Source organism: Pseudonocardia phyllosphaerae (assembly GCF_046546475.1).
Taxonomy (GTDB): domain Bacteria; phylum Actinomycetota; class Actinomycetes; order Mycobacteriales; family Pseudonocardiaceae; genus Pseudonocardia; species Pseudonocardia phyllosphaerae.
Genome location: NZ_JBKGXS010000002.1, coordinates 385,594 through 405,933 on the forward strand (window position 1 = coordinate 385,594; position 20,340 = coordinate 405,933).

19 protein-coding genes are annotated in these 20,340 nt (G+C 75.4%); 9 read left to right on the plus strand and 10 right to left on the minus strand.

What is annotated here, in order from left to right:
- Positions 1-198: 198 nt before the first annotated feature.
- The 4 genes from ACLE50_RS07125 to mraZ form a co-directional block, all read right to left on the minus strand.
- Positions 199-2,052 carry a peptidoglycan D,D-transpeptidase FtsI family protein gene (locus ACLE50_RS07125; RefSeq protein ID WP_410942598.1) on the minus strand — a complete coding sequence of 618 codons (1,854 nt, stop codon included), beginning with the start codon at positions 2,050-2,052 and terminating at the stop codon, positions 199-201.
- The gene (locus tag ACLE50_RS07130; protein WP_410942599.1) at positions 2,052-2,840 is read right to left on the minus strand and encodes a hypothetical protein; all 789 of its coding nucleotides are present in this window, start codon (positions 2,838-2,840) and stop codon (positions 2,052-2,054) included. Before ACLE50_RS07130 ends, ACLE50_RS07125 begins: the two co-directional genes overlap by 1 nt.
- Positions 2,837-3,874: a 16S rRNA (cytosine(1402)-N(4))-methyltransferase RsmH gene (rsmH, locus tag ACLE50_RS07135; RefSeq protein ID WP_410942600.1), complete on the minus strand. Its 1,038-nt coding sequence runs from the start codon at positions 3,872-3,874 to the stop codon at positions 2,837-2,839. Before rsmH ends, ACLE50_RS07130 begins: the two co-directional genes overlap by 4 nt.
- Positions 3,875-4,226: 352 nt before the next feature.
- Entirely contained in the window at positions 4,227-4,658 is a 432-nt protein-coding gene (gene mraZ / locus ACLE50_RS07140) for a division/cell wall cluster transcriptional repressor MraZ (protein ID WP_410942601.1), read from the minus strand.
- A 481-nt stretch (positions 4,659-5,139) separates the two neighbouring features.
- Here mraZ and ACLE50_RS07145 point away from each other — a divergent pair, with 481 nt between their 5' ends.
- Genes ACLE50_RS07145 through ACLE50_RS07155 form a run of 3 tightly spaced genes read left to right on the plus strand, consistent with a single transcriptional unit; the run spans position 5,140 to position 9,912 of the window.
- Complete coding sequence (locus ACLE50_RS07145) at positions 5,140-6,204, plus strand: AAA family ATPase (protein WP_410942602.1); 1,065 nt, start codon at positions 5,140-5,142, stop codon at positions 6,202-6,204.
- A gap of 10 nt (positions 6,205-6,214) precedes the next feature.
- Complete coding sequence (locus ACLE50_RS07150) at positions 6,215-7,504, plus strand: DUF58 domain-containing protein (protein WP_410942603.1); 1,290 nt, start codon at positions 6,215-6,217, stop codon at positions 7,502-7,504.
- Positions 7,501-9,912: a transglutaminase family protein gene (locus ACLE50_RS07155; protein ID WP_410942604.1), complete on the plus strand. Its 2,412-nt coding sequence runs from the start codon at positions 7,501-7,503 to the stop codon at positions 9,910-9,912. Before ACLE50_RS07150 ends, ACLE50_RS07155 begins: the two co-directional genes overlap by 4 nt.
- Before the next feature lie 144 nt (positions 9,913-10,056).
- Here ACLE50_RS07155 and ACLE50_RS07160 read toward each other — a convergent pair whose 3' ends face one another.
- The 3 genes from ACLE50_RS07160 to ACLE50_RS07170 form a co-directional block, all read right to left on the minus strand.
- Complete coding sequence (locus ACLE50_RS07160) at positions 10,057-10,281, minus strand: hypothetical protein (protein ID WP_410942605.1); 225 nt, start codon at positions 10,279-10,281, stop codon at positions 10,057-10,059.
- A gap of 85 nt (positions 10,282-10,366) precedes the next feature.
- Positions 10,367-10,777 carry a DUF3040 domain-containing protein gene (locus tag ACLE50_RS07165; RefSeq protein ID WP_410942606.1) on the minus strand — a complete coding sequence of 137 codons (411 nt, stop codon included), beginning with the start codon at positions 10,775-10,777 and terminating at the stop codon, positions 10,367-10,369.
- Positions 10,778-11,139: 362 nt separating this feature from the next.
- Entirely contained in the window at positions 11,140-11,901 is a 762-nt protein-coding gene (locus ACLE50_RS07170; RefSeq protein ID WP_410942607.1) for a class I SAM-dependent methyltransferase, read from the minus strand.
- Between the two features lie 97 nt (positions 11,902-11,998).
- On the opposite strand from ACLE50_RS07170, the gene ACLE50_RS07175 reads away from it, so the two are divergent.
- On the plus strand, positions 11,999-12,826 hold the full coding sequence (locus tag ACLE50_RS07175; RefSeq protein WP_410942608.1) for a ParA family protein: 828 nt from the start codon (positions 11,999-12,001) through the stop codon (positions 12,824-12,826).
- Between the two features lie 38 nt (positions 12,827-12,864).
- Here the strand turns inward: ACLE50_RS07175 and ACLE50_RS07180 are convergent, their stop codons facing one another.
- The gene (locus ACLE50_RS07180) at positions 12,865-13,437 is read right to left on the minus strand and encodes an SAV_6107 family HEPN domain-containing protein (RefSeq protein WP_410942609.1); all 573 of its coding nucleotides are present in this window, start codon (positions 13,435-13,437) and stop codon (positions 12,865-12,867) included.
- Between the two features lie 56 nt (positions 13,438-13,493).
- The gene (locus tag ACLE50_RS07185) at positions 13,494-13,808 is read right to left on the minus strand and encodes a hypothetical protein (RefSeq protein WP_410942610.1); all 315 of its coding nucleotides are present in this window, start codon (positions 13,806-13,808) and stop codon (positions 13,494-13,496) included.
- 263 nt (positions 13,809-14,071) lie between these two features.
- Between ACLE50_RS07185 and ACLE50_RS07190 the strand changes: the two genes are divergently transcribed.
- Together ACLE50_RS07190 and ACLE50_RS07195 are read left to right on the plus strand one after the other, a co-directional pair.
- Positions 14,072-14,695, plus strand: a complete 624-nt coding sequence (locus ACLE50_RS07190; protein ID WP_410942611.1) for a GNAT family N-acetyltransferase — start codon at positions 14,072-14,074, stop codon at positions 14,693-14,695.
- Between the two features lie 38 nt (positions 14,696-14,733).
- Complete coding sequence (locus tag ACLE50_RS07195; RefSeq protein WP_410942612.1) at positions 14,734-15,441, plus strand: LppM family (lipo)protein; 708 nt, start codon at positions 14,734-14,736, stop codon at positions 15,439-15,441.
- Between the two features lie 84 nt (positions 15,442-15,525).
- Here ACLE50_RS07195 and metF read toward each other — a convergent pair whose 3' ends face one another.
- Positions 15,526-16,431: a methylenetetrahydrofolate reductase [NAD(P)H] gene (gene metF, locus ACLE50_RS07200; RefSeq protein WP_410942613.1), complete on the minus strand. Its 906-nt coding sequence runs from the start codon at positions 16,429-16,431 to the stop codon at positions 15,526-15,528.
- Positions 16,432-16,668: 237 nt separating this feature from the next.
- Between metF and ACLE50_RS07205 the strand changes: the two genes are divergently transcribed.
- Genes ACLE50_RS07205 through ACLE50_RS07215 form a run of 3 tightly spaced genes read left to right on the plus strand, consistent with a single transcriptional unit; the run spans position 16,669 to position 20,299 of the window.
- Positions 16,669-17,712 carry a polyprenyl synthetase family protein gene (locus ACLE50_RS07205; RefSeq protein ID WP_410942859.1) on the plus strand — a complete coding sequence of 348 codons (1,044 nt, stop codon included), beginning with the start codon at positions 16,669-16,671 and terminating at the stop codon, positions 17,710-17,712.
- Entirely contained in the window at positions 17,709-19,268 is a 1,560-nt protein-coding gene (crtI, locus tag ACLE50_RS07210) for a phytoene desaturase family protein (RefSeq protein WP_410942614.1), read from the plus strand. Before ACLE50_RS07205 ends, crtI begins: the two co-directional genes overlap by 4 nt.
- Before the next feature lie 5 nt (positions 19,269-19,273).
- Positions 19,274-20,299, plus strand: a complete 1,026-nt coding sequence (locus ACLE50_RS07215; protein WP_410942615.1) for a phytoene/squalene synthase family protein — start codon at positions 19,274-19,276, stop codon at positions 20,297-20,299.
- The last annotated feature ends 41 nt before the right edge of the window (positions 20,300-20,340 follow it).

Consider the following 20,340-nt stretch of genomic DNA (forward strand, 5'->3'; position numbering starts at 1 on the left):
ACGCGACCCACGTCACCGTTCCACCGTACGAGTGGCGGCGCGCCGCCATCCGGCGCAGCGTGACGGCCGGTGAGCGGGCCGCCGGCGGGGCCGGGGACACCGCCCGTCGTGATCCGGACGGGTGAGCGATCGGGCCGACCGGCCGACGCACGCCGCCGCCGTTCCGACGGCCCCGGCGCGCCGGGGCCGGGCACGCGGTCACTTGATCTGCAGGATCTGCGGCGGAGCCGGCTGCGTCTGCACCGGCAGGCCGTCGCGCTGGGCCAGGTAGGACGCGATGTCGTGGAACAGCGGCGCCGCGCTGGTGCCGCCCTTCGGGGCATCCAGCATGATCCCGACGACGAAGCGCGGGTCCTGCGCCGGGAGCATCCCCGCGAAGGTGATCCAGTACGACGACCGGGAGTAGGCCCCCGTGGTCGGGTCGACCTGCTGCGCGGTGCCGGTCTTGCCCGCCACCTCGAAGCCCGGGACCGCGGCACCAGGGCCGGTGCCGGTCTGGCCGTGCTCCTTCTGCGTGACCGCGGTGAGCATGGTGCGCAGCGTCGCCGCGTTCTCCGGGGACATGACCCGCACCGGGGCGGGCGGCTGCGCCGGCTCCCGGGTGCCGTCCGGCGCGGTCTGGGCGGCAACGACCCGGGGCGGGATGCGCATGCCGTCGTTGGCGACGGCCTGGTACATCCCGGCCATCTGCAGCACGGTCATCGACAGGCCCTGACCGATCGGCAGGTTGCCGAACGTCGAGCCCGACCAGGTCGGCCGCGGCGGGACGCTGCCGCCGCTCTCGCCGGGCAGCCCGATGCCGGTCTTCTGCCCGATCCCCATCTTCGCGAGCATGTCGGAGAAGGCGTCCGGGCCGATCTTCTGCGCGGTCATCAGGGTGCCGACGTTGGAGGACTTCGCCAGCACGCCGGTCAGGGTGTAGCGGTCCAGGCCGTGCGACCAGGCGTCCTTGACGGTGCGGTCGGCGACCTGGATCTGGCCGGGGACCTCGAGCACGTCGTCGGGCTTGGCGGCGTGTGCCTCGAGCGCCGCGGCCATCGTGACGATCTTGTTGACCGAGCCCGGCTCGAACGGCGTGGTGACGGCCCTGTTGCCCAGCGTCGCCGGGTCCGACTTCAACAGGTTCGCCGGGTCGAACGAGGTGTTGTCGGCCAGTGCGCGGACCTCACCGGTGGCCCGGTCCAGCACGACCGCGGACCCGCCGCGGGCGCCGGACTTGGCGGTGTAGTCGGCGAGCATCCGCTGCACCTGGAACTGCAGGTCCGAGTCCAGGGTCAGCTGCACGTCGGCGCCCGCGACCGCGGGCTGCTCGGCACGCACGCTGCCGGGGATGACGGCGTTGCTGCCCTCGGCGGTGTCGGCGATCTGGAAGCCGTCGCGTCCGGCGAGGAGCTGGTCGTCGGAGGACTCCAGGCCGATCCGGCCGATGAGCTTCTGTGCGTCGGCGCTCCAGGTGGCGGCGCCGATGATGTTCGAGGCCAGGGTGCCGTTGGGGTAGTTGCGCGACTCCCGCGACTCCTGGGCGATCTCGGGGAATCGTTCGGCCAGGTCACGGGCCGGTCCGGGGTCGACGGTCGTGGAGAGCACGACGTAGCCGCGGTCGCTGGCCAGCGAGCGCTGCAGCTCGCCGAGGTCGCCGTGCGTCACCTGGGCGACGGCCTGGGCCATCTGCTCCTTGTACGCCGGTGCCTGCGCGCCCTTGATCTGGTTGATCTGGCGCGGGTTGGTGACCAGCGCCTTCGACTCCGTGGAGAAGGCGAGGACCTTCCCGTCCTTGTCGGTGATCGCCCCGCGCTCGGCCGGGATGACGATCTTGCTGGTGCGCTGCTTCTCCGCGTCGGCGGCCAGCGAGCCCGCCTGGAACGTCTGGATGAAGACCAGCCGGGCTCCGGAGATCAGCAGCAGCCCGGCCAGGAGCACCCAGGCCAGGCGGAGCCGGAAGCGCGGCTCGTCGGCCGCGGACCGGCGACGGCGCCGGGGGCGGCGCGGTGGCGGCCCGCCCCCGGTCCCGGGACGGCGGCCGCCCGCACGCGGCGGAGCGGCGGTCGACATCAGCCCTGCCCGCCCGCGGCGCGGTTCCGGGTCTGCTCGGCCGGCTTCTGGTCGGCGGGCTTCTGCTCAGCCGGCTTCTGCGCGGCGGGCTTCTGCTCGGCCGGCTTCCGGTCGTTCGCCTGCGGCGCGGGCGGCTTCGGCGCGGAGCCCTGGGCACCCGCGGACGCGGCCGCGTCCCCGCCCTGGGCCTGCGAGTCGGTGGTGTCCCCGGTCGGCGACGCCGGCGCGGGCGGCGGCACCGGCGCACCCGGTGCGGCCGGCGGCGCGGGCGGGGCCGTCGCGACGGCGGCCTGCGGCTCGCCGACGACGTCGACCTTCCCGTCCGGGGCGACGACGATCCGGGCCGGGTCGGTGACCGGCACCAGGCCCTGTGCGGTGGCCCGCTGGGCCAGCGACCCCGGGCTCTGCAGCACCGAGACCTCCTTGCGCAGCGCCTCGGACTGCTCGGTGAGCGTGCCGGTGCGCTGGCGGGCGTCGTTGAGGGCGTAGGAGTCGGCGGCCGCGGCCGTCGACAGCCACAGCGTCGCGACCAGCCCGACCGTCAGCAGCACCATGACGACCAGCACGAACTTCGCGCGGCCGGTGGTGTCGCGGGTGGAGCGGGCCGCGCGGGCGCCCGCGCTGCGGCGGTCCTGGGGTGCCCGCTGCGCGGGAACCGTCGCGGACCGCTGCGCGGGACCCCGCCCCGTCCGGGGTGCCGGGATGCCCGCGGGTGCCGTCGCCGTACGACGGGACTGCGGTCGCGGCCGTCCGGGGGTGCCCGGGCGCTCGATGACGGGTGTGCTCATCGCCGTTCCTGCCTCTCCGCAGTGCTGGTGGTGCTGCTGGTCGTGCTCCGCTCCGCGGCCCGCAGGCGTACCGGGGCGGCCCGCGGGTTGCGGGCCTCCTCCTCGGCGGAGGCGGTCTCCGCCCCCCGGGTGAGCAGCCGGAACTCCGGCTCGTGCCCGGGGAGCTCGACCGGGAGGTCGAGCGGGGTGCGCGAGCGCGTGCGCTCGGCCAGCACCCGCTTGGTGATCCGGTCCTCCAGCGAGTGGTAGGACAGGACGACGATGCGCCCGCCCGGCGCCAGCGCGTCGAGGGCCGCGGGCAGCGCGTCGCGCAGGACGTCGAGCTCGCGGTTCACCTCGATCCGCAGCGCCTGGAACGTGCGCTTGGCCGGGTGGCCGCCGGTGCGCCGCGAGGCGGCGGGCACCACGCCGTAGAGCAGCTCGACGAGCTCGGAGCTGCGGGTGAACGGCTGCTTCGCGCGGTTGCGGACGATCGCCTTCGCGATCGGCCCGGCGAACCGCTCCTCGCCGTACTCGTGCAGGATCCGGCGCAGGTCCGGGGCCTCGTAGGTGTTGAGGACGTCGGCGGCGGTCGGCCCGGTCGTCGGATCCATCCGCATGTCGAGGTCGGCGTCGCGGGAGTAGGAGAAGCCGCGCTCGGTCTCGTCGAGCTGCAGCGAGGAGACGCCGAGGTCGAACAGGATGGCGTCGGCGTGGCCGGCACCCGCCTGCTCCAGGGCGTCGCCGATCCGGTCGTAGACGACGTGCACGCGGTGCAGCCGGTCGGCGTACGCGGCGAGGCGGCGTCCGGCGAGGTCGAGGGCCTGCGGGTCGCGGTCCATGCCGACGACCGTCAGCTCCGGGTGCCGGGCGAGCAGGGTCGCGGCGTGGCCACCCATGCCGAGGGTGGCGTCGAGGTAGACCGCGCCGGGGTGCTCGAGTGCGGGGGCGAGCAGGTCGGTGACGCGGTCCAGCAGGACCGGGACGTGCCGGTCGCCGGGCTCGCGGGTGGTGCCGTCGCCGGTCCGTTCGTCGTGCCCACGGTCGTCGTCCACGTACCCCACCCCCCTTGCGCCGCCCCGTGTGGTTCCGGTCCCGGCCCGTACGGGCCGGGACCGGTCAGACCTGTCCGTGGACGGCCGCCCGGCCGGTTCCCACAACCGGCCTTCCGTCCGTCCGCAGACGACGAAGGCATCCACCTCCCACCCGAACTCCCCAGTCGGGGTGGTGCACCGGCGCCGTTCCCACCCGGGGACCGTGGCCCGGGGACCTGGCACCGGGGAAGGTGTGCCAGGGCCCCGCGATCACGGCACCCGGGTCGGAACGGCGACAGCGAGGTGGCCGTCCTGTCGTGCTCTGTCGTGCCTGTCGTGCTGCTGTCCGTCGGTCCCGCCCGCCAGCGGTTCGTCAGAACAGCCCGGGCAGAACCTCGTCCTGAGCCTTGGCGAACTCGTTCTCGTGCCGCTCCTGGTACTCCTGCCAGGCCTGCGCGTCCCAGATCTCGGCACGTGTGAACGCGCCGATCACCACGCAGTCCTTGGACAGTCCGGCGTACCGGCGCAGCTCGGACGTGATCGCGATCCGGCCCTGGCCGTCGGGGTTCTGCTCGTCGGTGCCCGAGAAGAGGTTCCGCTGGAAGACCCGCGCCGACTCGTTCGTCAGCGGGGCCGCGGCGACCTTGCGCGCCATCTCGGTGAAAGCGTCACGGGTGAACACGTAGAGGCAGTGGTCCTGCCCTTTCGTGATCATGCAGCCGCCTCGCAACTCGTCGCGGAATTTCGCGGGCAGCGTGAGCCGCCCCTTGTCGTCCAGCTTCGGGGTGTAGGTGCCGAGGAACACCGGACCCCACCTCCACCTGGGGCACCTGTTTGCCCCAGCGAGCACCACAGTACCCCACCGTCCCCCACCGTCAACTCGAAACGCCTGCGCCTCTTGACTTCTTCGCGGTGTTTCCGCAGGTAGATCGCAGTGGGGCGCTGTGGGGACACGCGCGTCGCGCCACTCGTACGCGGGACGGACCGCCCCGCCGGGCCCCGGGGGCGCGCCGCGCACCCACCACTCCCCCCACCGTCGTTTCCGCAGGTCGGGGGCGGATCCGGCGTCCGCGTGGGGTGCGGTGGGGGGCGAGGTGGGGAACGCCTGGGGAGCAGGGTGGGGGGACCGTGGGGTGGGAAGTGGGGAACGCGGTGGGGGACGGTGGGAACAGGGCCGTTCGGGCCAACGACGCATGCCATTCGGCGCAGCCACGACCGTGCGCGACTCGCACCCCTCGGGGTTTGACAGACTGACCCGTGCCCGCCCCTGCCCCCGAGGAGGCCCGTTGTCGCCGAGCGCCCCGTCCGTGCCGACCCCGCTGGGGCGTCGTGCCGAGTCCACCGGCTCGCACCCCGCGCCCGGGTACGCCGAGATGCCGGGCACGTCCGAGCAGCCGATGGACGCGGCCACGGTCGCCGACCTGGCAGGCCGGATCGCCGGAGCCGTGCAGCACGTCGTCGTCGGCAAGCCCGAGGCGGTGCGGCTCGCGCTCGTCGCGATGCTCGCCGAGGGCCACCTGCTCGTCGAGGACGTGCCGGGGGTCGGGAAGACCTCGCTGGCCAAGGCGCTCGCCCGCGCCGTCGACGGCGCCGTCAGCCGGATCCAGTTCACCCCGGACCTGCTGCCCGGCGACATCACCGGCAGCTCGATCTACGACCGCAACACCTCCGAGTTCGAGTTCCGCCCGGGCCCGGTGTTCGCCAACGTCGTGATCGCCGACGAGATCAATCGCGCCTCGCCGAAGACGCAGTCCGCGCTGCTGGAGTGCATGGCCGAGCACCAGGTCACCGTGGACGGCGGCACCTACTCCCTCGGTGACCCGTTCATGGTCGTCGCGACCCAGAACCCGGTCGAGATGGACGGCACCTACCCGCTGCCCGAGGCCCAGCGCGACCGGTTCACCGTCCGGATCTCCGTCGGCTACCCCGACCCGGCCGCCGAGCTGGCGATGCTCGACGAGCACGGCGCCTCGGACCCGATGGACCGGCTGCGTCCGGTCACCGACCTGCGCACCGTGCGCGCGATGATGGCCGCGACGCGGAACCTGCACACCGCCGCCGAGGTGCGGCGCTACTGCGTGGACATCGTCGGGGCGACCCGGCGGCTGCCCGAGGTGCGCCTCGGCGCGTCCCCGCGGGCGACGCTGCACCTGCTGCGCGCGGCACGCGCGTGGGCGGTCACCTCCGGGCGCGGCTACGTCGTGCCCGACGACGTGCAGGCCGTCGCCGGGCCGGTACTGGCGCACCGCCTGGTCCTGAGCCCCGAGGGGGTCGCCGCCCGCCGGTCGGAGGCCGACCTCGTGCGGACCGCCGTCGGCCGGGTGGCGGTGCCGTCCCCGCCGCGGGGCTGAGGTGCCCGGGATGTTCGGCCGCACCCGCGCCGGCGGGCGCCGGGCCGGGCTGACCGTGCGCGGCCGGTGCCTGCTGGCCGGCGGCCTCGCCATGATCGTCTCGGCGGTCGCGCTGGACGAGCGCGACCTCGTGCGGGTCGGGGTCTTCGCCGCTCTGCTGCCGGTGCTGTCGCTGCTGCTCGCGCTGCGCTCCCGGCGCACGCTCGAGGTCGACCGGCACATCGACCCGTTCCGGGCCGAGGCAGGCACCCCGGCGACGGCGACGCTGCGGATCGCAGGCGGCTCGCTGCTGGGCGCACTGCGGATCGCCGACGTCGTCCCGGACGCCGCGGGCCCCTCGGACCGCTACCCGCCCCGGTTCACCGTGCACCGGCTCGGCCGCCGCGGTGCCCGGGTCGGCTACCCGCTGCAGCCCGCGGTGCGCGGCGCCTACCAGGTCGGGCCGCTGCGCGGGCGCGGTACCGACCCGCTCGGGCTCGCCGAGTTCCGCCACGACCTGCTGGCCGCGACGCCGTGGCTGGTACTGCCGCGGGTCACCCCGCTCACCGGGCGCCCGCCGCTCGGTTCGACCGCGGCCGGGCGCGGCGCCGAGGGCGGCAGCCGCCCCGGCAACGGCACCCCGGACGTCCTGCTCCGCCAGTACCGCGAGGGCGACGGGCTGCGCCGGGTGCACTGGCGTTCCAGCGCGCGCCGCGACGAGCTCATGGTGCGCCTCGACGACCGGCCGGACCCGACCGGCGTGACCCTGCTGCTGGACCGGCGCGACGGCGCGCACCGCGGGCACGGGCCTGCCTCGAGCCTGGAGTGGGCGGTGGAGTTCACCGCCAGCGTCGCGGTGCACCTGCTGCGCCGGGGCGAGGCCGTCACCCTGGTCGACGAGGCCGGTGAGCAGCTCGGCCGCACCGAGGTCCCCGGCTCCGGCGGCGAGGACGTCGTCATGCACCGGCTCGAGTCGCTGGCCGTGCTGCGCCCGACCGCGACCGCCGGGCTCTGCTCCGGCGGCACCACCACACTCTCCCCGGACGGGGTGCTCGCCGTGCTCGGTGCCGTCTCCCCCGACGACGCCGCCGCGCTCACCGCGGTCTGGCCGCGTGGCGGGCACGCGATCCTGCTCGACGTCGAGAACTGGGGCGGTACAGCAGGTCAGCCGGGACGCGGGGTGCTCGCCGCCGCGGCCGCGCTGCGCCGCAGCGGGTGGTCGACGACCGTCGTGCCGGCCGGGCAGAGCGTGCAGGGCGCCTGGGCCGACGCCTGCGGGTCGCCGTCGCTCGCGCCTGCGCTGGCCGGAGGTGGCTCGTGAGCGCCCCCGCCGCACCCGCACCCCCGGCCCCGGGCGACACCCCGCCCACCCCGCCGCCGTCCGGGCGTGCGCCGGGCCGTCCGCGCTGGATGTCGGTGCTGCCGCCGCTGGCCTCGGGGCTGGCGGTGCTGCTCGCCGGGTCCGCGACCGGCGTCGTCGTGCAGGGGTCCGGGTGGATCGTGCACGGCGCGGTCGCGGTGGCGCTGGTCGTCGTCGTGGGCGCGCTGCTGCCGCTGCGGGCGTGGGCCGTGGCGCCCGGCCAGCTCGTCGCGCTGGCGCTGCTGGTCACCGGCTGGTTCACCACGAGCGGGGTCGCCGCGGTGCTGCCCGGGCCCGCGGCGCTGCGCGAGCTCGCCGCGCTGCTCGGCGGAGCCGGCACCCAGATCGACACCGGGCTGCCACCGGTGCCGGAGACCCCGGAGATCCTGCTGCTGGTCACGCTCGGGTTCGGGACGCTGGCGATCGCGGTCTTCGGGCTCGCGGTGACCGTCGGCGCGCCCGCCGCGGGCGGGGTGCCGCTGCTGGCGATGATCGCCGTGCCGACGGCGCTGGACCCGGACCTGCTGCCGTGGTGGGCGATCGTCGCCGCGACGGCCGGGTTCGGCCTGCTGCTGCTCCTGCGCCCGGACACGCTGCGCCAGGCGCCCGGCGGGGCCGCGGTCGTCGCCGTCGCCGTGGTGGGTGCGCTGCTGATCGGGTCCTCGGCGACGGCCGTCGGCACCGCGGGCCGCTTCGAGGCGGGCTCCGGCTCCGGCGGGCAGAACGCCGACGGCTCGATCGGGCTCAACCCGTTCACGTCGCTGCGCGGGCAGCTGACCCGCAGCGAGCCGCGGGACCTGTTCCGGGTCCACGGACTCACCACGCCCACCTACCTGCGCGCACTGACGCTGGAGAACTACGTCCCGCAGGAGGGTTGGAAGGCGAGCCGCCCGCTGCCGGGGGTACCGCTGGCCGGGCCGCTGCCGCCGTCGACGTCCGGGCCGGCCGGGCAGCAGACCGTGCAGGTCGAGAACCTCGGCTTCACCGACTTCTGGCTGCCGGTGTTCGGCGACCCGGTGTCGATCACCGGCCCGTCCGAGACCGACTGGTCCTACGACGCCTCCGGTGCCATCGCCTACAGCGAGCGCCCGCGCGAGGAGGACGGCTGGACCGAGGCGATGCGGGTACCGGCACCGTCGGCGGACCAGCTGCGCACCGCGTCCGGGCCGACGACGGTGGACCGCGGCTACACCAGCACCGCCGGGATCGACCCGCGGGTCACCGCGATCGCCCAGCAGGTCACCCGGGACGCGCGGACCCCGTTCGACAAGGCGATGGCGCTGCAGGACTACTTCACCGGGCCCGGCTCGCCGTTCACCTACAACCTGTCGACCGCCCCCGGCGGCAACGGCGACGCGCTCGCCGACTTCCTGACCCGCGGCCGTACCGGGTACTGCGAGCAGTTCGCGTCGGCGATGGCGGTGATGCTGCGCGCGTCCGGGGTGCCGGCGCGGGTCGCGGTCGGCTTCACCGCGGGCAACGACGGCCCGGACGGCCGCACGATCACCACGAACGACGCGCACGCCTGGGTCGAGGCGTGGTTCCCCGGCTACGGCTGGCAGACCTTCGACCCGACCCCGCTGCAGGACGGCCGGACCATCGAGCCGAACTACGTCCAGCAGGCACACGAGCAGGAGGGCGGGGACCCCGCGCAGGCGCAGCCGCCGGCCGACGCTCCTCCCCCGCCGCCTCCGCCGGACGCCGGTGCCGACGGCGCGTCGTCGCCACCGCCGCCGGAGCCGGAGCAGGCCCCGGCCGACGCGGCGCCGCAGGATGCGGGTGACCAGGGGTCGTCGTGGTGGCCGGCGGTCGTTGCCGTGGCCGGCGCGCTGGTGCTCGCGGGTCTGGCGCTGCTGGCGCCCGGATTCGTCCGGCGACGCCGCTACGCCGCCCGGATCGCCGCCGCCCGTGCCGGCGGGCCGGGTGCCGCGGCCGCCGCGTGGGACGAGGTCCGCGACTCCGCCACCGACGCCGGGCATCCGGTCCCCGCCGGGGACACCGTGCGCGGCGCCGCGGGCCGGATCACCGAGGACGCCGGGCTCACCGGCCGGCCCGCCGACGTGCTGCAGGAGCTGTCCGGGCGGGTCGAAGCCAGCTGGTACGGCGGCATGCAGCCGCCCGAGGGCGTGCTCGACGGCCCGGTCGACGAGGTCCGCGCGGCCCTGGCCGACGCGGGCGGGACGTCGTGGAAGCAGCGGCTGCTGCCGGCGTCGGTGCTGGCCGGGCTGCCGGGGATCACCGGGGTACGGACCCGGCTGCCGGGCCTGGCCCGGCTGACCGGCCGGTTCGGCCGTCGGGGGCCCGGGGCATCCGCCGGGCACACCGAGACGCCGTCCCCCGACGACGAGACGGTGGGCGCCGGGCGCTGAGCCCGCGCCACGGTCGGTCGGCCCCCACGGCCGGTCGGTCCCACAGTCGGTCGGCACGCCACCTCGGCGGACACCGGTCTGCCATGATCGCTGCGTTCGTGACCAGGCGTTCGCCCAGCGACCGCTCAGTCACGAACGTGCCGATCACCGATCCCCGAACCGGCCACCTCGGCGAACACCAGGCGACCGGCCCATGATCGGTGCGTTCGTGACCAAACGATCGCCGGGCGAACGGCTGGTCACGAACGTGCCGATCACCGCCCCGGACCGGCCGGCCGACTCGCACCGGCCTGCCATGATCGCTGCGTTCGTGACGTCGCGATCGCCCGGCGAACGGCTGGTCACGATTCCGACGATCTCGAACGACACCGGATGCACCGCACCCCGTACACAGCAGCGGGGCGGGACACCGTGGTGTCCCGCCCCGCCGTGGTGGTTCAGCTGTGCGCCCGCGTCACTCCTGCTCGAAGCGACGGCGGAAGCGCTCCTCCATGCGACCGGTGAAGCCACCGTTGTCGCCGGACTTGTCCTTGTCCTGCTGCGGGGACCCGGGTGTCCCCTCCTCGGTCTCCTTGGCTCCGCGCGCCCCGATCGACGTCAGCGCGAGCAGCGCGCCACCGACCATGGCGAGGAAACCGACGATGCTGAGCACCGGCACGTCGCCGACCCACAGGGCCTTCAACCCGATACCGGCGACGAGCAGGACCAGCCCGAGGACGAAGAGGACGGCCCCCTGGATCCGGCGGCGCCGAGCGGGCTTGCTCATGCGACGTCCGCTCACCGAGGAGGCGAACTTCGGGTCCTCCTGGTAGAGGGCCCGTTCGATCTGGTCGAGCAGGCGCTGCTCGTGCTCGGAGAGCGGCATGCCTTCACCTCCGGCACACGTAAACGGACGGTAGGCCGACCGGTGTGAACAAAGTGTTCGCACCGATGCGACGGGCGCCCCACCCGGGCGTCTACCGACAAGAGTACGAGCACAACCCGGTCGCGACCACCCGGACCGGACAACCCGTAGGGCTGATCGTCGAGCGGACGGCGTGGCGCGGCGTGGCGCCACCCGACGGTCATCACCGCAGGTCACCCGACCGGGGACCGTCGGTGGGATGAATATCGCCCCAACGGTGACCGTCGGTCCCGGGTACCGCGACATCGGTCACGTTCAGCAACGACGAGCGACCGGAGAGCCACCCGGGAACCTCCCCGCAGCGAAGGACTGCTCCGGACGGGTCAGCGTCGGCGCGCGAGCAGGTGAAGTCGCGGCGCGACCTCGGCCAACGACGGCACCGTCGACGCCAGCGCGTCCAGTTCGTCGCGTTCGTCACGTCCGGCCGCCTCGCCGTCCGGGCCGGGGCCGGGCAGCCACGCCTCGAGGGTGCCGTCGCCCTGCAGCGTGCCGATGTCGAGCAGCGCCGTCGCGGCGACCAGCGACCGCAGGTACGACGCGTCGAAACGGCGGACCAGCCGGTCGTCCGGGCCGTCGCGCCCGTCCGGATCGGTCAGGACGGCACGGGCCTCCGCGAGCCGCCCGGCCGCGACACGCCCGATGAACGCGCCGTAGCGCCCGACGGTCAGCACCGACACGACGCCACCGGGGGCGGTGGCCTCGGCGAGCGCCCGCAGGACCGCACCGGGGTCGTCGACGACCTCGAGCAGCCCGTGGCCGAGCACGAGGTCGGCGCCACCGGCGGGAGCGACCTCGGCGAGGGTGTCGACGTCGCCGTTGATCGGGGTGACCCGGTCGGTCACACCCGCCTCGCCTGCCCGGCGCGACAGCGTGGCCAGCGCGTTCGGGCTGGTGTCGACGACCGTCACCGCGCACCCGGCCGACGCCAGCGGCACCGCCCAGGTCCCGCTGCCGCCGCCCACGTCGAGCACGCGTGGGGTCCGGCCGCCGGAATCCCCGCGCATCCGCTCGATCTCGCCGTCGAGCGCCCGGAACACGGCGGCTCCGTGCGCGCCTCCGGCCTGCTCCCGCGTCGCTGATGCCACGCCCGCAGACTAGTGGTCCCCGGACCGGCTCGGCCCCTGGTCCCCGAACCGGCACGGCCCCGGGCACGCCCGACGGTCCGCAAGGTAGGTTGAACGGGTGCAGGTCGTCGCCACGCTCAGTCTCAAGGGCGGCGTCGGCAAGACCACCGTCGCACTCGGTCTCGCCGGCGCAGCGCTGCGACACAACGTGTCCACACTCGTGGTCGATCTCGACCCGCAGGCGAACGCGACGACCGCGCTCGACCCGGAGCCCACCACCGCGACCGTCGCCGACGTCCTCGACGACCCGCGACGCCCGGTCGTCGAGCGGGCCATCGCCCGTTCGGCCTGGGGCGATGGGCTCGACGTGCTCGTCGGTGCGGAGCAGACCGAGCGGCACAACCACCCCGATCCCGGCGCTGCCCAGCTGCACCGCCTCGACCGGGCGCTGCAGCGGATGGCAGGCGAGCTCCTCGCCGACGACGAACCCGCCGGCGACTTCCCCACCGACCGCTACCGGCTGGTGATCATCGACTGCCCGCCGTCGCTGGGACAGCTCACGCGCAGCGCGCTGTCGGCCGCGGACCGGGCGATCCTGGTGACCGACCCGACGATGTTCTCGGTGTCGGGGGTCCAGCGGGCGTTCGACGCGGTGCAGACCGAGCGGGAGCGCTCCAACGACCGGCTGCAGCCGCTGGGTGTGCTGGTGAACCGGGTCCGCCCGCGCAACACCGAGCACGACTTCCGGATCGCCGAGCTCCGCGAGCTGTTCGGGCCGCTGGTGTTCAACAGCGTGCTGCCCGACCGGTCGGCGGTGCAGCAGGCCCAGGGCGCCTGCCTGCCGATCCAGGCCTGGGACACCCCCGGCGCACGGGAGATCTCCGCGGTCTTCACCTCCCTGCTCGGACGCGTGCTGCGCAGCACCCGCACGGTTCCCTCCGCCTGACCCCCGGTCACCGGCACACCGCCCGGCGCCGGGCCGGCTCAGCGCGGCAGCAGTTCCTGGACCCGCCGGACGAACAGCTCGGACCGGTGCAACAGCTCGTCCGCCGTGTCCCGGTCCACCAGCCGCTCGATGCCGGCCTCGACGGCGGTGCGCGTGCGCGAGCAGGACGCGAAGAACGCCGCCCACTCCGCCAGCTCCGGCTCGGCCTCGGTGAGGCGGTGCCAGACGTCGCGCGGCTCCCCGCGGCGCGGACGTGCCCGGGGCCGCAGCGCCAGCGCCGCCGCCCCGCCCCGCAGCGCGGCCAGGTAGGCGAGCGGGTACCGGCGCGCCGGCTCGGTCGCGTGGTGGGCGTCGGTGAGCAGCCCGGCCGCCTCGCGGAGCAGCGACAGCGCCTCCCGCGACGCCGGCACCCCGGCCGCGTCGGGACGCGGAGCCGGGCGCGCACCACCTCCGCCCGGGCGGCGACCCGGACCACGGGCCGGGCGCCGCCGCCCGGCGTCCTCCGCCGGCTGCGGCTCCCGGCCCTGGGCCTGCCGGACGGGCAGGCACTCCCGGGGCACCGCCGGGACACCACTGCCCCGCGGCGCCGGCACCCACAGGTCGAGCTGCATGGGGTCGGACCGTGTCGTCGTCCGCATCGCGCACCTCCCTCTCGCTCCGCGCCCGTTCACTCCGCCGCCCGCACCAGGTCCCAGACCCCGGGCCCGGCGCGCATCCGCAGCACCACCTCGCGGGGCGGCTCGTGCGGCTCCTCCACCGACCGCGCCAGTACCCGCCAGCAGCTCAGCCGGTCCCCGCCCACCGGCATCGGCGACGGGAACGGCCACGGCGACTCCTCGATCCACTGGTCCCGCACCCCGGTGACCAGGTAGCGCTCACCCCGCCGCGTCGGCCGCCGCTGGAACTCGACGGGCTCGCCGTTCTGCCAGCGGACGTCGATCGCCGCCGGATGCCGTGCCCCGAACAGTCGGGAGAAGCCCACTGTGACCACGTCCCTTCCCGGTGACCGGGCCCTCGGCTCCCGCTCACCGCCCTCGCCGGACGCCCGGCCACGGGGTGCTTCCCCCACCCCGCGGGCCGGACGACCGCCCGTCGAACGCGCGTTCGACGTATCAAGTAGAACGCGCGTTCGACCTCCCGTCAAGTCGCCGTTCGGACGCAGCCCGGGCCACACCGGGGACCGCGTCGTGATGTGATGGGGGGTATGGAGCCGCCGCACCGGGGACGCACGACCCGGGTGGCGTCGTGACCGCGGCGCCGCCCCAGCCGCGGCTGGTCTCGTTGAGCCGCACGGACTTCGCGGACCGACTGACCGAGGCGATCGACGTCTACGTCACCGCCATGGACTACCCCCGCTCGACCGCCCGGCAGCGTCGCTCGCTCTGGCTGGAGCACTCCTACCGCCCGGGCTGGCGCGCGGTCGGCTGGATCGACGGCCGGGACCGGCTCGTCGGCATCGGCTACGGCTACTGGGGCGGTCCCGGGCAGTGGTGGTTCGAGGAGGTCCGCCGCGGCGTCCGGCAGCGTCGCGGTGAGCCGGGCACCGGGCACGCCGACTGGCTCACCGACTACTTCGAGCTCACCGAGCTGCACGTCCACCCGCAGGCTCAGGGTTCCGGGCTCGGGGAGGGCCTGCTGCGCGCCCTGGCCGCGGACGCCGACCGGTCCCGCATGCTGCTCTCCACCCCCGAGTACGCCCCCGGCCCACCCGGCCGGGCGTGGCGCCTCTACCGCCGGACCGGGTTCTCCGACGTCCTGCGCGACCACCTGTTCACCGGCGATCCGCGCCCGTTCGCGGTGCTCGGCCGGGAGCTCCCGCTCGCACCACCGGGCGGCGCACCGGATCACCCGACACACACCCGCGCGTGAGGACGGCGTCGTCGGTGCCGGGTGGCACGATGACCGCCATGCCGCTCCCCCGCACCGACGCAGCAGTCCCCGCACCCCCGGGAACCGCACGCCCGGCAGCGGCCCGCCGCGCGCGGGCCGTCGTGCTGCTCGTCGTGCTCGCCCTGGTCACCCTGACCGGCTGCACCCGCGCCCAGGTGGCACTGGCCGTGCAGCCCGACGACACGGTGGACGGCACCGTCACCGTCGCCACCCCGGACGGTGCACCGGGCGGCAAGGGCCCGCAGCTGACGGTGCCCGAGGACCTGCAGAGCCAGGTCGACGTGAGCTCCTACGACCAGGACGGCTACGTCGGCTCCACCGCGAGCTTCTCCGGCCTGAGCTTCGCCGAGGTCAGCAAGCTCAACGCACTCGGCGGGTCGGCGGCCGGCCGGGCGAACATGGAGATGCGCCGCGTCGGCGAGCGGATCCTGGTCCAGGGCCGCGCGGACCTCACGACGATGCCGGTGGACAAGGCCGACGTCCGGCTCGCGATCAGCTTCCCCGGCGAGGTCGTCGGTACCGACGGCGAGGCCGAGGGCGGCACCGTGAGCTGGAACTTCAGCCCCGGCAAGGTCAGTCAGTTCAACGCGCAGGTGGTCGCGACCGACCCGCACGCGCCGTCGGTGCTCGGCTGGACGCTGCTGCTGGTCCTGCTGGTGCTGGTCGCGGCAGGCGCCGCGGTGTTCCTGGCCCGCCGCGACCGGAACCCGCCGGTCCACTCCTGAGCCGCACCCTCACGAACGACGGCGGCGGGTCCGGGGAGATCCAGGGCCCGCCGCCGTCGTCGGGTCAGCTGGTCCTGCGGTGGGTCAGCGTGCCCCGGCCGGCACCGCCGCGGACTCGCCGCGGTGCGCGGCCAGGCCGAGCCGCTCGACCAGCTCGGTCGTCGCCGTCGACCGGTTGAGCGAGTAGAAGTGGATCCCCGGGACGCCCTCGGCGAGCAGTCGCTCGCACAGCTCCCCGGTGACCTCCATACCCGCGGCCCGGAAGGACTTGGCGTCCCCGGTGTAGGGCTCGAGGCGCTTCACCAGGTCCTCCGGCAGCGGCGAGCCGGACAGCTCGGGCCCCTTGTGGAAGGTCTTCTCCGAGGTCAGCGGCATGATGCCCGGGATGACGGGCTGGTCGAACCCGGCCGCGGCGACCCGGTCGCGCAGCCGCAGGAACCCGTCGGGCTCGAGGAACAGCTGGGTCACCGCGAACTCGGCGCCTGCCCGGAACTTCCCGACCAGGCGCTCGGTGTCGGACTCGAGGTCGGCCGAGCGCGGGTGGCCGTAGGGGAACGCGGCCACGCCCACGCAGAACGGGCCGGAACGCTTGATCAGCGTCACGAGCTCGTCGGCGTACTCGAGGCCCTCGGGGTGCTTCACCCACTCGCCGAGCGGGTCCCCCGGCGGGTCGCCGCGCAGCGCCATGATGTTGCGCACACCGGCTGCCGCGAGGGAGCCGATGACGTGTCGCAGCTCGTCGGTCGAGTGCGACACCGCGGTCAGGTGGGCCATCGAGCACAGGGTGGTGTCGGTGGCGATCCGCTCGACGGTGCGCACGGTGCGGTCACGGCTCGAGCCGCCCGCCCCGTAGGTCACCGACACGTACGCGGGGTCGAGAATCTCCAGGCGGCGGATGGCCCGCCAAAGGTCCGCCTCGCCCTGATCGTCCTTCGGCGGGAAGAACTCGACCGCGAAGAACGGGCGCTCGACACTGATCCTTTCGGTCACCGTGGATGCAGAAGTCGTCGTCACGAAGGGGACCCTACGTGGCCGGACGCCGGGATGGGACCCCACGGTGGACCGCAGGCGGGGCCCGGTGACCCCGGATAGCCTGGGGCCGTGGCCGATCCCACCCAGCACGACAGCGCCCCCGGTCCGTACGGGAACGCCGGTTACGGCCCGGCCGGAGCGGAGCCCGCCGCGCCGACCCCGTTCGACGACGACCTCCCCCAGCACGTCCAGCGGATCCTCGCCGGCTACCTGGAGCAGCGCCGCGAGGACGTCGTCGCCGTCGACCCGTCGGTCGGGCAGGCCGCGGAGGCGCTCGCCGCGTTCGTCCTGAACGGTGGCAAGCGGCTGCGGCCCACGTTCGCCTGGTGGGGCTGGCGCGGCGCGGGCGGCGACCCGTCGTCGCCGGACGCGGCCGGGGTGCTGACCGCGATCTCCTCGCTGGAGCTGATCCAGGCCTGCGCCCTGGTGCACGACGACCTGATGGACGCCTCGTCGACCCGGCGCGGCCGGCCGACGGTGCACGTCGACTTCGCCGGGCGGCACGCCGAGCGCGGCTGGTCGGGCCCGCCGTCGCGGTTCGGGGCGGCCGTGGCGATCCTGGTGGGCGACATGGCCCAGGTGTGGGCCGACGACATGTTCCACTCCGCCCCGCTGCCCGCGGGCGCGCACGACCGGGCCGCCCCGGCGTGGCGCGGGATGCGCACCGAGGTACTGGCCGGGCAGTTCCTCGACGTCGCCACCCAGGCCTCCGGCGACCCGGGCGAGCAGGCCGCGCTGCGGATCGACCGGTTCAAGACCGCCGCCTACACCGTGGAGCGGCCGCTGCACCTGGGCGCCGCGATCGCCGGGGCCGGGCCGGACCTGGTCACGGGCTACCGCCGCTACGGCGCGGACATCGGCATCGCCTTCCAGCTGCGCGACGACCTGCTCGGTGTGTTCGGTGACCCGCGGGTCACCGGCAAGCCCGCCGGGGACGACCTGCGGGAGGGCAAGCGGACGCTGCTCGTCGCCGTCGCGCTGCAGGAGGCGCAGCGCCGCGGTGACCGGGCGTCCTACGACCTGGTCACCGGCGCGCTGGGCGACCCGGGCCTCGACGACGCCGCGATCGAGCGGGTCCGCTCGGCGCTGGCCGGGCTGGGCGGGGTCGACGAGGTGGAACGCCGGATCGCCGCGCTGACCGGGTCGGCGCTGGACGCCCTGGACTCCTCGCCGGTGGCCGAACCGGGGCGGACCCGGCTGTTCGAGCTGGCCGAGCAGGCCACCCGGCGTACCTGGTGAGGCACGTACCGGGGCGGACCGACCACGTCGTCGTGGTGGGCGCGGGGCTGGCCGGGCTGTCGACGGCGCTGCACCTGCTCGGCGCGGGCCGGCGGGTGACGCTGGTGGAGCGCGACGCGTTCCCGGGCGGCCGCGCCGGGCGGGCCGACGTCACCGACGCGCACGGCACCTACCTGCTCGACACGGGCCCGACGGTGCTGACGATGCCGGACCTGCTCGAGGAGGCGTTCGCCGCGGCGGGCACCCGGATGGCGGACCGGCTCGACCTGGTGCGGCTCGACCCGGCGTACCGGGCGGAGTTCGCCGACGGTTCCGCGATCTCGGTGCACACCGACGCGGCGGCGATGGAGCAGGAGGTCCGCGACGTCTGCGGGCCGGACTCCGCGGCCGGGTACCGGCGGCTGCGGGAGTGGCTGACGGCCTTGTACCGCACCGAGATCGACGGATTCATCGGCGGCAACGCCGACTCCCCGCTGTCGCTGCTCGGCCCGGACCTGGCGCGGCTGGCCGCGCTGGGCGGTTTCGGCCGGCTGGGTCCGAGGATCGCGAAGCTGCTGCCCGACGAGCGGCTGCGGCGGATCTTCTCCTTCCAGTCGCTCTACGCCGGTGTCGCCCCGGCCGACGCGCTGGGCGCCTACGGCGTGATCGCCTACATGGACACCGTCGCGGGCGTGTACTTCCCGCGCGGCGGGATGCGCGCCCTCGGTGACGCGCTGGCCGGGGCCGCCGTCGACGCCGGGGCGGAGCTGCTGCTCGGCCGTACGGTGACCGGTCTGGAGCGTTCCGGGGACCGGGTGACCGCGGTGCGCCACACCGGATCCGACGGGACCGAGGGCCGGGTCGCGTGCGACGCCGTCGTGCTCACCGCCGAGCTGCCCGCCGCCTACGACCTGCTCGGCGGGGCGCCGCGCCGGCCGGTACCGCTGCGGTGGTCGCCATCGGCGGTCGTGGTGCAGGCGGGGCTGCCCGAGCCCGGTCCGGACGCGCCGTCGCGGCACCACCACACGATCTCCTTCGGGGCCGCGTGGGAGCGGACGTTCCGCGAGATCGTCGACGACGGCCGGCTGATGTCCGACCCGTCGTTGCTGGTCACGCGGCCGGGGCTGACCGAGCCGGGTGTGGCGCCCGCGGGGCGGGAGCTGGTGAGCGTGCTGGCGCCGTGCCCGAACACCGCGGTGTCGGACATCGACTGGGACGCGGTCGGGCCGGCCTACGTCGAGGAGCTGCTCGGGGTCGTCGCCGACCGGGGGCTGCTCGACCCGCACGTCGTCGCCGCGGGCCCGAGCTGGACGCGGACCTGGACGCCGGCGACGTGGGCGGCGCAGGGCATGGGCGCCGGGACGCCGTTCTCGCTCGCGCACACCCTCGCCCAGACCGGGCCGTTCCGGCCACGGAACCTGGTGTCCGGTGTGGAGAACGCGGTGCTGGCCGGGTGCGGCACCACCCCGGGTGTCGGGATCCCGCCGGTGCTGATCTCCGGGCGGCTCGCCGCGGAGCGGGTCACCGGCACCCCCGCGCCGGTCAGCTCGTTCGCCCCGGTGGGTGCCCCACGGTGACGGCCGTGGGCACGGGCGCGGTGCCCGGTGCGCCGACCCGCGCCGAGGCCGCCGAGCTCGACGCGGCCGGGATCACCGACCCGGCGCTCCGGACGGCCTACGCGGCCTGCCGGAGGTTGCACGCCGCGCACGGCCGGACGTACTACCTGGCGACGCGGCTGCTGCCGCCGGACCGGCGGATGGACATCCACGCGCTGTACGGCTTCGCCCGATACGCCGACGACATCGTCGACGAAGTCGACACCAGCAACACCCTCGACGAAGTCGACACCAGCAGCACAGTCGATGAAGCGGATGCCCGTGCCAATCCGCGGGCCGAGCTCGACGCGCTGGACTCCGAGCTCACCGACGCCCTCGCCGGGGCGTCTCCCCCGGGGCCGAGCCCGGTGGTCACCGCCGTTGCCGCGACCGCGCACCGGCACGGGCTGGACCCGCAGCTGTTCACGGACTTCATGGCGTCGATGCGGATGGACCTGACGGTCGAGGGCTACCGGACCGACGCCGAGCTGGGCCGCTACGTGCACGGCTCGGCGGCGGTGATCGGGCTGCAGACGCTGCCGGTGCTGGGCACGGTCGTGCCGCGGACCGAGGCGGAGCCGCACGCGGCACTGCTGGGGGTGGCGTTCCAGATGACGAACTTCCTGCGCGACGTCGGCGAGGACCTCGACCGCGGCCGTGTGTACCTGCCCGCCGACGAGCTGGCCGCGTTCGGGGTGGACCGGGAGCTGCTGGCCTGGTGCCGGGCCCACGGGCGCGGGGACCGCCGGGTGCGCCGCGCGCTGGCGCACCTGTGCTCGCGGACCCGGGCCACCTACCGGCGCGCCGATCCGGGCATCCCGATGCTGGAACCGGTGTCGCGGGCGTGCGTGGGTGCGGCGCGCGTCCTGTACTCGGAGATCCTCGACGAGATCGCCGACGCCGGTTACGACGCCGTGCTGCACCGCCGCGTCGCCGTCCCGAACCGGCGGCGGCTCGCCGTCGCGCTGCCGGGGCTGGGGCGGGCGGTGGCGGCGCGGGTGGCCGGTCGCTGACGCCGGCTCAGGCCGGTGCCCGGTCCGGGACACACCCGCCC

What these genes read in the sequence shown, in the direction of transcription:
- ACLE50_RS07125 (WP_410942598.1), bottom strand. Translation starts at nt 2,052, where the DNA reads ATGTCGACCGCCGCTCCGCCGCGTGCGGGCGGCCGCCGTCCCGGGACC.
- ACLE50_RS07130 (WP_410942599.1), bottom strand. Translation starts at nt 2,840, where the DNA reads ATGAGCACACCCGTCATCGAGCGCCCGGGCACCCCCGGACGGCCGCGA.
- ACLE50_RS07150 (WP_410942603.1), top strand. Translation starts at nt 6,215, where the DNA reads ATGTTCGGCCGCACCCGCGCCGGCGGGCGCCGGGCCGGGCTGACCGTG.
- ACLE50_RS07165 (WP_410942606.1), bottom strand. Translation starts at nt 10,777, where the DNA reads ATGCCGCTCTCCGAGCACGAGCAGCGCCTGCTCGACCAGATCGAACGG.
- ACLE50_RS07180 (WP_410942609.1), bottom strand. Translation starts at nt 13,437, where the DNA reads ATGCAGCTCGACCTGTGGGTGCCGGCGCCGCGGGGCAGTGGTGTCCCG.
- ACLE50_RS07195 (WP_410942612.1), top strand. Translation starts at nt 14,734, where the DNA reads ATGCCGCTCCCCCGCACCGACGCAGCAGTCCCCGCACCCCCGGGAACC.